This is a genomic window from Capillibacterium thermochitinicola (genome assembly GCF_013664685.1).
Lineage (GTDB): Bacteria > Bacillota > UBA4882 > UBA10575 > UBA10575 > Capillibacterium > Capillibacterium thermochitinicola.
Map to the genome: position 1 here is coordinate 42,509 of NZ_JAAKDE010000015.1, position 11,855 is coordinate 54,363.

Below are 11,855 nucleotides of genomic sequence, written 5' to 3' on the forward strand. Positions count from 1 at the left end.
AAACAGGCGAAGAAAAAGTCGAAGGAAAAACGGGGAAACAACGGAGAAAAAAAGAAGACGGAAGGGGTTTTGCCGATGAGATTTCGCTTTCGCAATCATCTCCTGCGGTGGTCCGTGCATATTGAGATCTTCCTTGCCTTTCTGCTTTTAATCGGGATCTTGATTTCCGCCGGCGGGCTGGTCACTAACCTCTACGGCCTCACCAGGAACCTGGGCAATACCGAGTATTTCCAGAAGTTTCTCGGTGCGATGATGGCCCTGATTATTGCCTTGGAATTAATCAAAATGATCGTCCGTAATACCGTCGAAAGTACCATTGAAGTATTGTTGATCGCCATTGCCCGCAAACTGATCGTCAGCGAGCAGGATACGTTGGGGTTTTTGATCGGGATCATGGCGATTGCCGGTCTGTTTTTCATCCGAAAATATCTTTTTGTGGCCGAGTTCGCTAATCATAGCCGGATGGTGGTCAGTGCAGGCATGTCGGTGGCGGAGGCGGAGAAACTCATCAAGAAGCCTCTGCCCCGGCAGGCGCAGACCCTTGGGGGAGTGGTGGCCCAGATCGCCAGGGAGGAAAAGCGTAAACTGCAGGAAGGAGAGGTTTACGACTGCAACGGGGTTAAGATCCGGATCAACCGGATGGAAGACGGGATCATTCATATCCTGGAGTTTGTCGACAATCATGAATAGGGCGACTGCGACCGTTGCGCTAACCGTTTAAGTTGGTTATTTCCAGGATTTATTTTAAATGGCTGCTGAAGGAGCCGCCTAGTCTTAGTCGAATAGTAACTATATCTGGACTTTTCGCGGAGGCAATGCTTGATGTGGAAAAAGACTAGGCTTTATGTTTTTCTATTTGTCCTTTTTGTGTTCTCGGTTCGGATCTTCTCGTCGTCGGGGACGAAGTCCACTGGTTTTTTAATGAACTATGAAACTCTCTTCCCACAACTGCTGGCGAAAACGGCCGTCAATCCGCCGCCCGCCATTCCCCCGCGGGTGGAACCCACCCCGGAGCCGGAGCCGCCCTTTGTGCGTGTCACGCCGACGCCCATGCCGGAGGAGGTCAGAGGGGTCTACGCGACCGGATGGGTGGCGGGGACGCCGTCGTTATTCAATAATCTTTTGCGGTTTATCGACGCGACGCCGGTTAACTCCTTGGTGATTGATATAAAGGATGATACGGGAAAAGTAAGTTACCGTTCGACTGTCCCCATGGTCAATCTTTTGGGGGCCTGGGAGAATAAGATACCCGACGTGCAAAATATGCTCCAGACTTTGCAGCAGAAAAAGGTCTATCCCATCGCCCGGTTGGTTGTCTTCAAGGATCCGTTTCTGGCCGAAAAACGCCCGGATTTAGCCCTCAAGCAGCGCAACGGGGAAGTTTGGCGCGATTACAAGGGATTGGCCTGGGTTGATCCCCATGCCCGGGAAGTTTGGGATTATAACATCCAAATTGCCAAAGAAGCAGTAAAAATGGGTTTTCCCGAGATTCAATTTGACTATGTCCGGTTTGCCAGTGACGGGGACCTGCGCAACTGTGTTTATCCCTACGCCGACGGCTCCAGTAAGGAGGATGTGATCCGCGACTTTCTCCTGTATGCCCGCGCGGAACTGGAACCTTTGGGGGCGGTGGTCTCGGCGGACATCTTCGGACTGGTCTGTTCGGCCGCGGATGATCTTTACATCGGGCAAAAACTGGAGAAGATTGCCGAAGCCGTTCCCGTGATCTCCCCCATGGTTTATCCTTCCCACTATGCGAAGGGCTGTTACGGCTTGGCTGATCCGGATCGCCGGCCGTACGAAACCGTCCTCCGCAGTTTGCAGGATGCCCGTCAGCGGTTGAAAGACTACCCGGTAAAACTCCGCCCTTGGCTCCAGGATTTTTCATTGGGGAACACCTATGGTCCCGTCCAGATCCAAGCGCAGATCCGGGCGGTTTATGATGCGGGCGTGCGGGAATGGCTCTTCTGGAACCCCAGTTGCCGTTATAATGTGGACAAATATGTAACGAACAAAAACAGCGAACCAATTACCACCAACGTTCTCCCCGGCGGGGAAGGAGTGCTTGCTCCTGTTGTCGGCGAAACACCGTCTTCCGCCGATGCGATCCCGGATGCGGAAACGGATGAAACTGTGGCATGGGCGGGCGAACCGGCAGCCGAAGAAGGGTTGGCCTCCGGGGAAGGCGCCTTGCTCCCTCCGGTGGTCTTGGGCTTAACGGAGGAATGGCAAGAAGAGGAGGATGAAGAGGAAGACCTTGCTTTCTCCGGTCCAAGGACCGACGAAGAGACAGCCGAGACGGCGGGTGGGAAAGAACATCTCCCGGATGGGGGCGAGGAAGCAGGAAAAACTCCAGCGGCACCGGAGGAAAGCGGCGGGGCCGGTGAGCAGGTCGATAACCAAACCGGGCCAACGGATCCGTTAGAGAGCGACGGACAGCTTAAACAAGAATAATATTGCAAATGTTTCTGTATAAATAATTGTGGTTGCTTTGCGATTTTGGGTGATATTTGCCGTAATAAAGATTGACATTTGGTCGTGATTCTGATATATTTTTCCTAATATACTTTAACGAAGACGAGATTGTACTGCGCTGAGCAGGTGTTGTCTCGTCTGTATATTTATTATTTCTTGGAACATAAAAGGAGGTACTGGAAATGAAGAAAAAAAATTTGCTTATCTTAGGTGCCATTGTTGTGGTCTTGGCGGCGGTTATCTTTTTCGTGACGAGCCGGGGCGGCAGCGATACGCTTAAAATCGGCACCATCATGTCCGTGAGCGGTCCGGTTTCCCATTTTGGTACCCAATGCCGGGATGCCATCCAGCTGGCGGTTGATGAGTTTAACGCCCGGGGCGGAGTTCTTGGCAAACAAGTCCAGCTAATCGTGGAAGATGACGAGAAGAACCCGGAAAAAACCATGAACGCACTGGTCAAATTGGCCACGAAGGACAAGGTAAAAGTCGTGATTGGTGCATTGACCAGCGACTGTACGTTGGCTATCACCCAGGAAGCGCAGCGCCGGGGCATCCTGCTTTTCACCCCGACTTCCACCAATGATTCGGTGACCGATGCCGGCGATCTGATCTTCCGTTCCTGCTTTAAAGATTCCTTCCAAGGTCAAGTGATGGCCCACTTTGCGGTCGAAAACTTAAATGCGACCAAAGCGGCGGTCCTTTATGACATGAACAATGACTACTCCACCGGTTTGATGAAGAGCTTTGAAGAAACCTTTGCCTCATTGGGCGGCACCGTGGTCGCCTCCGAGTCTTACGCCGGCGGGGATAAAGATTTCAACGCCCAGCTGACCAAGATTAAAGCGGCCGATCCGGATGTGCTGTTCCTCCCCGACTATTACAACACGGTTTCGCTGATCATCAACCAGGCCCGCAATCAAGGCTTGGATGCGATCATGCTCGGCCCCGACGGTTGGGATGAACTGGTCGGTCAAGCCGGCGAGGAAGCGATCGGCGGCTACTTCTGTAACCACTACAGCCCCGATGCCGATGATGCTGATGTAAAAGAGTTTGTCCGTAAGTACCGGGATCGTTATGGCGTTACTCCGAATGCCCTCGCCGCCCTGGGTTATGACGCGGCCTATATCGTGCTGGAAGCGATCGAACGGGCCGGAACCGACGACCCGCAAGTCTTGAAGAAGGCTTTGATGGAGACCGACAAGAAATATGTCACCGGGCGTATTACCTTTGATGAAAAACACAATCCGGTCAAATCCACGACCATTTTGAAGGTGGTCAAGGGTGCCGACGGGAAGCTGGCCACTGAATACGTGGGTATGGTTGATCCGGAATAATTTTGGTGATAAAATGAGTGGTATGAAGTAATGGGAGAAGGTTATTCTCCCATTACTTTATTCAAAAACTAATCATCAATCTCCACTAGTATTGATTGGCAGATGACAAATACTAAAGACAAGCTGGCCAGCAAATGGGAGAGTTTGTGGGGTAAATTCGAACCGAACGAAGCGCTTTACCAACTTAAGGAGGTGGGGTTTGGATGGATTTCCTCCAGCAATTGGGCCAACAGACGTTGAACGGATTATCCCTCGGTAGTATCTATGCTTTGCTAGCCTTGGGGTACACCATGGTTTATGGGGTGGTACGCCTGATCAACTTTGCCCATGGGGATATTCTGATGGTCGGGGCCTTTGTCAGTTTTTTTGTGCTTAAACAGTGGGGAATTACTCCCGTAACCTTGATTTTATCCTTTTTACCGGCAATGTTGTTCTGCATGACCATGGGGATGCTGATCGAAAAGGTTTGCTATAAACCCCTACGGAATCAACCGCGGATTAATGCTTTGATTACCGCGATCGGGGTTTCTTTTTTATTGGAGAACGGCGCCCGGGTCATCCCGTTCATCGGACCTAACCCTCGCGTTTTCCCCACTTTACCGGTGGTGAACTATAAAGTTGTTGGGATCAACATCAGCCAGGTTCAGATTCTGGTTTTTATGGTGGCCATCGGCTTAATGCTGCTTCTTAATTATATTGTCAACTTTACGAAGACCGGCAAAGCGATGAAGGCGGTTTCCTTTGATAAGGATGCCGCGGCACTGATGGGGATCAATGTGGACCGGATCATCTCCTTTACTTTCGCGTTAGGTTCGTCCCTGGGGGCAGCGGCGGGGATTCTGTTTGCCAGTGCCTATCCGCAAATTGAACCCTATATGGGGATTATGCCTGGTTTGAAGGCTTTCATTGCCGCCGTGTTTGGCGGGATTGGCAGTATCCCCGGGGCGGTGCTTGGTGGATTAATCCTTGGCGTGGCGGAGACTTTGACGAAAGGGTTTCTCTCCTCGCAACTGGCCGATGCCATTGCCTTCGGTCTGTTGATCCTAATTTTAGTGGTTAAACCATCAGGTCTCCTGGGCAAACCCATGGGGGAGAAAGTGTAGGTGAGCTTGATGAGTAAGAAGACGAACACCATTGTTTCTACGTTGATCGTGGCCGCGGTTTTGCTCATCCTTAATCTGCTGGTGATGCTCCGGGTGATCGGCGAGTACACCAGCCAGGTTTTGACCATCGCCGGCATCAATGTAATCATTGCTTTAGGTTTAAATTTAATCTCCGGTTTCACCGGCCAACTTGCCTTGGGCCATGCCGGCTTCATGGCGGTTGGTGCTTACACCACGGCGGCTCTGGTGATGAAGGTCAACCTGCCGATTTCGGTGGCCGTGTTCGGTGGGGCTTTAATGGCGGCCTTTTTTGGGTTTTTAATTGGCCTCCCCACTTTGCGGTTACGCGGCGACTACCTGGCCATTGTCACTTTGGGTTTTGGTGAAATCATCCGGGTGCTGATGATCAATCTGCCCGAGCTGACAGGCGGACCAGCCGGGTTAAAAGGGATTCCCACTTTCACCACGGACTTTTATTGGCGGCCGGTTCTTTCCTTTGCTTTGGTCTACCTGACGATGACTCTTGTGGTGGTGTTGCTCAATAACCTCCTCAGTTCTTCCCACGGCGCGGCGATTATTTCGATTCGTGAGGATGAAATTGCCGCCAACGCCATGGGGATCAATGTGTTTTATTATAAATTGTACGCCTTTACCCTCTCCGCTTTCATCGGGGGCTTGGGCGGTGCCCTTTATGCGCCGTTCTTTGGCTACCTGAGCCCCAACATGTTCAACTTCCAAAAGTCCGTTGAGTTTTTGATCATTGTCGTTCTGGGCGGGATGGGGAACCTGACCGGGACGGTCGTGGCCGGGATTGGCCTCACCTATTTGCAAGAGATCCTGCGGTTCCTCAAAGATTACCGCCTGGTGATTTACCCAATAATCTTGATTATCGTGATGATCTTCCAACCGTCCGGGATTATGGGCTTGTTTGGGAATAAGGAGTTTTCCTTGACCCGTTTGGTGAACAGTCTCCTTGGGAAGCAGGAGAGCGGGGAAGAATCTGCGGAGAAGGCGGGTGAGGTCCAATGACCGTCCTGAAGATCGAAAATCTGTCGATTCAGTTCGGTGGTTTAATGGCGGTCGCCAATCTGAATCTGGAAGTTAAGAAGGGTGAACTGATCGGTTTGATCGGTCCGAACGGGGCCGGGAAGACGACTGTCTTTAACATGTTGACCGGCGTTTATAAACCGACGGCGGGCCGGATTTTGGTTCAGGACCGTACCGGCCAGATTCAAGATATCGCCCCGCTCCACCCCTACCAGATTACCGCCTTGGGCATGGCGCGGACCTTCCAGAATATCCGGCTCTTTAAAAACCTGACCGTGCTGGATAACGTACGGATTGGCAACCATCTCAATGTGAAATACCGGAGTGTGGACGGGATTTTCCGGCTGCCCGGTTACTACCAGGAAGAGAAGCGGATCGAAGAAGAATGTAGGGAGCTTCTCAAGATCTTCGATATCGAGCACAAAAGCAATGAACTGGCGAAGAACCTTCCCTATGGCGAGCAGCGGAAACTGGAGATTGTCCGGGCGCTGGCAACCAAACCCCACATCCTCCTTTTGGATGAGCCGGCCGCCGGCATGAATCCCCAGGAAACACTGGAACTGATGGATTTGATTAAATATATCAGGGAGCGGTTTGACTTGACCATTGTCCTAATCGAGCATGATATGAAACTGGTCATGGGGATCTGTCAACGGATTGTGGTCCTGGATTACGGGCGGATGATCGCCTGTGGAACACCCAAGGAGGTTGCGCATAATCCGTTGGTGGTCAAAGCCTACCTGGGGAAGGAGTTGGAGAACGATGCTTAAGGTGGAGAAGCTGGATGTTTATTACGGCAATATCCGTGCCCTGCACGAGGTCAGTTTCGAAGTTAATGAAGGAGAGATCGTTACTTTAATCGGGGCGAACGGTGCGGGGAAGACCACGGTTCTCCATACTATTTCCGGGTTGGTTCCGGCGCGTTCCGGGAGCGTCCGGTTTCTTGATTATGACCTGATACGGCTGGCCCCCCATAAAATTGTGCAGTTGGGACTGGCCCAAGTGCCGGAAGGAAGAAGGATTTTTGCCAATCTTACCGTAAAAGAGAATTTAGAGATGGGTGCCTACACCCGGAAAGACGCCAAAGGAATCAAGGACGATTACGAGCAGGTCTTTACGCGCTTTCCTCGCCTGAAGGAACGCCTCAACCAAATGGCCGGAACGTTAAGCGGCGGTGAACAACAGATGTTGGCTATCGGGCGGACTTTAATGTCCCGGCCCAAACTCGTCCTGATGGATGAGCCTTCGATGGGTTTGGCCCCGTTGTTGGTGAGCGAGATCTTTGACATCATTAAGGAGATCAACGCCGCCGGAACCACCATCTTATTGGTGGAACAAAACGCCCAAATGGCCCTCTCCATTGCCAACCGCGCTTATGTTTTGGAGACCGGCCGGGTGGTCTTGCAAGGTGACGCCAAAACTTTAGCCGACAGCGAAGAAGTACGCAAGGCTTATTTGGGCGGGTAAGCGTGGAAAAAGGACGAAACGGAGGGATAAGAAAGATGTATGTGCGGAACCGGATGACAGTTAACCCGATTACGGTCACTCCGGACACTACGATCGCCACGGCTTTAGAGATCATGCGCGAGAAGAAGATCAACCGGATTCCCGTGGTGAAAGACGAGAAACTGGTCGGGATTATTACCGAACGGAAGTTGATGGAGGTCTCGCCCTCTTCCGCCACCTCGCTCAGTATTTTTGAGATTAACTACCTGCTGGCCAAGACCAAAGTGGAACAGGTAATGACCAAGAAAGTGGTCACCGTTTCCCCGGATGATCTGCTGGAAGTGGCCGCCCTAAAGATGCGTGACAACAGTGTGGGCGGACTCCCGGTGGTGGAGAACGGGAAGGTGGTCGGGATTATCACCGAATCCAACATTTTTGACGCCTTCATTGAAATTATGGGCTTCCGGGAAAAAGGCAGCCGGATTTCGATCCTGATCCAAGAAGACCGGCCGGGGGTTTTGGCGGAACTGGCGCAGACGGTTGCGACCTGCGATATCAACATTACCCATCTGGCGATTTACCATGGGGAAATTGTCCTCCGGGTTGATACCCGCCAGCCTGATGCCCTCATTGAAAAGCTGAAGGAGAAAGGATTCCGGATTACTTCGGTGACGGTTTCGGCGTGAACTGACCCTGGTGAGCGACAATAAGCTTATGGCAGGAATAGATAAACTGTCTTGTTGTAAGACAGTTTATTTTTTTGCATCTTTGCAAGAGAAATGTTATATTTCGAAGGGGGGAAAGTAAAAATTATATTAAAATACGAATTGACAACAAATAACCAGGGGGTTATAATAAAGACAAGCAAATTTTGGTATACTCCGAAATGCAAACGTTAGCGCATGATATTTATGTAAATTTGAAAGTTTACTCAATGTAAACATATTTGTAACGTATTAAAAGTGTCTTTTTGTAAAATGGTTGTAAAATAAATTAAAAAAAGAAATATATATCAAAACGGCTAGGTAAAAATGCCTCGTCTTAGTGTCAGAAGAAAACCTATGTACGCAGCATTATTTACTGAACGCATTGAACCATTGTCACACCCGTGCAGATTTTGTGAGTTCGCCAATGGTTTTAATATGTGCCCCGCGTGTACAAACGTATGCGCAATGGTGAAGGGTGTATTTTGCCAAGCGTACAAACGTATGCACAATGGTGAAGGGTGTATTTTGCCAAGCGTACAAACGTATGCACAATGCCGATAGGCTTAGTTTACAAATTATGTTTTAACAAGGAGGTATTCATCGTGGGGAAAAAGGTTTTGGTGGTTTTAGTTCTAGCTTTAGTCTTGTTTGACATGTTCAGTGTATCGGTTCTGGCTGCAACGGTTCCGGAAGTTCCGTCTGGATACGTGCGGTTGCATTATTATCGTCCTGATCACCAGTACGAAGGTTGGGGTTTGCACATTTGGGGTGCCGGTTACGATGGCCCGGTCGTGGAATGGAGCGCGGCCATGCCGATCTCCGGTTATGACGAATACGGTGCCTTCTGGGATATCCCCTATAAAGAAGGGGTGGGCGACCTCAACTTTATAATCCATAAGGGCGATCTGAAGGACCCGCAACCGGACCGGGCCTTCCCCGATCCGGATAACAATAAAGAATTCTGGGCAATCTCCGGCGACGTGGTCGCCTATACCAGCCTGGACCAAGCGCTTGCGGTTATCGGACGGAAATTCAAGAAGAATACATACCGGGTTGGGGAGTATTTAAGGCCCGTCCCCAGAGCGGACGAGATTGTTCCGGTTAACTATGATATTCAGCAGGCTCCGCCGCTCAAGGAAGGCTATGTCCGCCTCCACTACCGGCGGCCGGACGGCAACTACGACGGTTGGGGCCTACACCTGTGGGGCGAGGGCTACGCCGGAGAGACGGTCCTCTGGAGCAAGCCGGTGCCCTTCGACGGTGTCGATGATTACGGAGCTTGGTGGGACATTCCCTACCACCAAGGCGTTGGCGATTTGAACTTCATCATTCATAAGGGCGATCTGAAGGACCCGCAACCGGACCGGGCCTTCCCCGATCCGGATAACAATAAAGAATTCTGGGCGGTCTCCGGGGAGGTCAAAGTGTACTTGAGTCGTGAGGAAGCGATCAAGGCCGGCGGGAACAAAGTGGTCCGGGCGACCATCGTCGGGCCGAAAGAAATGATCGTGGAGTTCCGGGCGCCGATTGAAAATCCCATTTTTATCCGGGACGGATTCGCCTATATTCCCCTGGCGAAACTGGACCTTTCGAAGGCACCGGTCTATCATTTGACGCTCCAGAAAGAGCTGAATTACAGTAAGACCTACAAAGTGGAGTGCGGTTCTATGGAAGGATACACCACCCTTGCCTGGCAGGTTATTGACCAAGAGTTTACCTACGACGGCGAACTGGGGGCCCTTTACCAGAAAGACCGGACCACCTTCCGGCTCTGGGCGCCGCTGGCTTCCGCGGTGCGGCTGCTTCTCTTTGCCAAGTGGGACGATCAGGAGCCGTACCGGGTGGCAGAGATGGCGTTAAAGGAGAAGGGTGTTTGGGAGTTGACCGTTGAAGGTGACCTGCGCGGGCAGTTCTACCAATATCAAGTGGTTCGGAATGGTGAAACCAAAACGGTGCTTGATCCTTACGCCAAATCGATGGCGGCTTTCACCGATGATGGCAAGGATCCGGTGGGGAAAGGAGCAATTGTCGATCCCTCCGCGATCGGACCGGAGCTCAGCTTTGCCCAGATCGACGGTTACGAAAAACGCGAGGATGCCATCATCTGGGAGATTCACGTCCGGGACTTCACTTCCGATCCCAACCTCAAGACAGAGGCACAGTTTGGTACATATAAAGCCTTTATTGAGAAACTTGATTACATCAAGGAATTGGGTGTGACCCATATCCAGCTGCTTCCGGTCTTGAACTACTACTACGGAAACGAGTTGAAAAACGGCGAGCGCGAGCTGCATTATTCGGCGCAAGGCAACAACTACAACTGGGGTTATGACCCGCACAATTATTTCACTCCGGAAGGGATGTATTCCGAAGACCCGACTGATCCGGAATTACGGATCAAGGAACTGAAGGAGCTAATCAAGGCCATTCACGAACGGGGTATGGGTGTCATCCTGGATGTTGTCTATAACCATACGGCCAAGATGGAGCTTTTTGAGGATATCGTGCCCGGTTACTACTACTTCGTGGATGCACAAGGGAAGTCCAAGAGCAGTTATGGTGGCGGACGGCTTGGTACCACCCATGCGATGGCGAGAAAACTGGTTCTGGATTCCATTGCTTACTGGGTCAGCGAATATAAGGTTGATGGCTTCCGGTTCGACCTGATGGGCGATTTGGATGCCGAGACCGTGCAGATGGCTTGTGATGTGGCGAAAGCGTTGAATCCGAACATCTTGATCCTTGGCGAAGGCTGGATTACCTATGAGGGTGATGACGGTGACCACCGGGTGGCGGCGGACCAAAAATGGATGCATATGACCGACGATGCCGCCTGTTTCTCCGATGAGATTCGCAACGAAGTCAAATCCGGCTTCGGTTGTGAGGGCGAACCTCGCTTCATTACCGGCGGGAAACGTAACATTATGTTACTCTTCTCCAATATTAAAGGACAGCCCACGAACATGACGGCGGACGACCCGGGCGACGTGGTGCAGTACATCGAAGCCCATGACAACCTGACTTTACATGATGTGATCGCCTACTCCATTCGGAAAGATCCCTCTGTTAAGAAGAACGAAGAGGAGATCCACAAACGGATCCGCTTGGGGAACACGATTATCCTGACCAGCCAGGGAATTGCGTTCCTCCATGCCGGACAGGAGTACGGCCGGACCAAACAATGGCTGGCCCCCGGGGTGCCGGAAGATAAATACACGGAAGTGCCAGGTTTTAAATATCCCTACTTCATCCATGACTCTTATGATTCGACCGATATTATTAACCGTTTTGACTGGAATAAAGTGACCGTCGACGGTGTTCACCGGCAAACCATGGAGTACACCAAAGGGTTAATCGCCTTGCGGCGTTCAACCGACGCCTTCCGCCTGGGCAGCCAGGACCTGGTCAATTCCAATGTGAAGTTGATTAGAAGCCGGGATATTGCGGCCGTGGACACGGTCATCGCCTACAGTTGCCAGGCGACCAACGGTGACACCTACTATGTTTTCATCAACGCCGATACGAAGCGGCGGAACATCCGGATCGATGTGGACCTGCGGGATGGAGTTGTTCTGGTCGACTCCGATGAAGCCGGTGTCACACCGGTTACCAAAGTCTCGGGTGTTAAAATAACAGCGAATGCCGTCACGATCGATCCTTTGACCGCTGTTATTATCAAAAAATAAATATCCTGCTAAGAAAAGGCACCACTGATTATTAATTAAGGGGGTGTAACACAAGAA

General features: G+C 51.3%; 9 protein-coding genes. All 9 read left to right on the forward strand.

Annotated elements, in window-relative coordinates; translation table 11 throughout:
- The first annotated feature begins 75 nt into the window (after positions 1–75).
- The 9 genes from G5B42_RS07890 to G5B42_RS07930 all read left to right on the forward strand — a co-directional run bounded on the left by G5B42_RS07890 (position 76) and on the right by G5B42_RS07930 (position 11,798).
- Complete coding sequence (locus G5B42_RS07890; RefSeq protein ID WP_181339927.1) at positions 76–690, forward strand: phosphate-starvation-inducible PsiE family protein; 615 nt, start codon at positions 76–78, stop codon at positions 688–690.
- Positions 691–921: 231 nt separating this feature from the next.
- The gene (locus G5B42_RS07895) at positions 922–2,454 is read left to right on the forward strand and encodes a putative glycoside hydrolase (protein ID WP_231133364.1); all 1,533 of its coding nucleotides are present in this window, start codon (positions 922–924) and stop codon (positions 2,452–2,454) included.
- 203 nt (positions 2,455–2,657) lie between these two features.
- Positions 2,658–3,809: an ABC transporter substrate-binding protein gene (locus G5B42_RS07900; RefSeq protein ID WP_181339929.1), complete on the forward strand. Its 1,152-nt coding sequence runs from the start codon at positions 2,658–2,660 to the stop codon at positions 3,807–3,809.
- Positions 3,810–4,012: 203 nt separating this feature from the next.
- Positions 4,013–4,912, forward strand: coding sequence for a branched-chain amino acid ABC transporter permease (locus G5B42_RS07905; RefSeq protein ID WP_181339930.1), 900 nt, complete (start codon positions 4,013–4,015; stop codon positions 4,910–4,912).
- 9 nt (positions 4,913–4,921) lie between these two features.
- The gene (locus tag G5B42_RS07910) at positions 4,922–5,941 is read left to right on the forward strand and encodes a branched-chain amino acid ABC transporter permease (RefSeq protein WP_181339931.1); all 1,020 of its coding nucleotides are present in this window, start codon (positions 4,922–4,924) and stop codon (positions 5,939–5,941) included.
- Positions 5,938–6,729 (forward strand): ABC transporter ATP-binding protein, encoded by a 792-nt coding sequence (locus G5B42_RS07915; protein ID WP_181339932.1) that lies wholly within the window; start codon positions 5,938–5,940, stop codon positions 6,727–6,729. Before G5B42_RS07910 ends, G5B42_RS07915 begins: the two co-directional genes overlap by 4 nt.
- Complete coding sequence (locus G5B42_RS07920; RefSeq protein ID WP_181339933.1) at positions 6,722–7,426, forward strand: ABC transporter ATP-binding protein; 705 nt, start codon at positions 6,722–6,724, stop codon at positions 7,424–7,426. Before G5B42_RS07915 ends, G5B42_RS07920 begins: the two co-directional genes overlap by 8 nt.
- 35 nt (positions 7,427–7,461) lie before the next feature.
- The gene (locus tag G5B42_RS07925; protein WP_181339934.1) at positions 7,462–8,091 is read left to right on the forward strand and encodes a CBS and ACT domain-containing protein; all 630 of its coding nucleotides are present in this window, start codon (positions 7,462–7,464) and stop codon (positions 8,089–8,091) included.
- Positions 8,092–8,714: 623 nt separating this feature from the next.
- Positions 8,715–11,798, forward strand: coding sequence for a pullulanase (locus tag G5B42_RS07930; RefSeq protein WP_181339935.1), 3,084 nt, complete (start codon positions 8,715–8,717; stop codon positions 11,796–11,798).
- The last annotated feature ends 57 nt before the right edge of the window (positions 11,799–11,855 follow it).

Bases quoted from the DNA above. Each gene is read 5' to 3' on its own strand.
- G5B42_RS07890 (WP_181339927.1), top strand. From the start codon at position 76: ATGAGATTTCGCTTTCGCAATCATCTCCTGCGGTGGTCCGTGCATATT.
- G5B42_RS07895 (WP_231133364.1), top strand. From the start codon at position 922: ATGAACTATGAAACTCTCTTCCCACAACTGCTGGCGAAAACGGCCGTC.
- G5B42_RS07900 (WP_181339929.1), top strand. From the start codon at position 2,658: ATGAAGAAAAAAAATTTGCTTATCTTAGGTGCCATTGTTGTGGTCTTG.
- G5B42_RS07905 (WP_181339930.1), top strand. From the start codon at position 4,013: ATGGATTTCCTCCAGCAATTGGGCCAACAGACGTTGAACGGATTATCC.
- G5B42_RS07910 (WP_181339931.1), top strand. From the start codon at position 4,922: ATGAGTAAGAAGACGAACACCATTGTTTCTACGTTGATCGTGGCCGCG.
- G5B42_RS07915 (WP_181339932.1), top strand. From the start codon at position 5,938: ATGACCGTCCTGAAGATCGAAAATCTGTCGATTCAGTTCGGTGGTTTA.
- G5B42_RS07920 (WP_181339933.1), top strand. From the start codon at position 6,722: ATGCTTAAGGTGGAGAAGCTGGATGTTTATTACGGCAATATCCGTGCC.
- G5B42_RS07925 (WP_181339934.1), top strand. From the start codon at position 7,462: ATGTATGTGCGGAACCGGATGACAGTTAACCCGATTACGGTCACTCCG.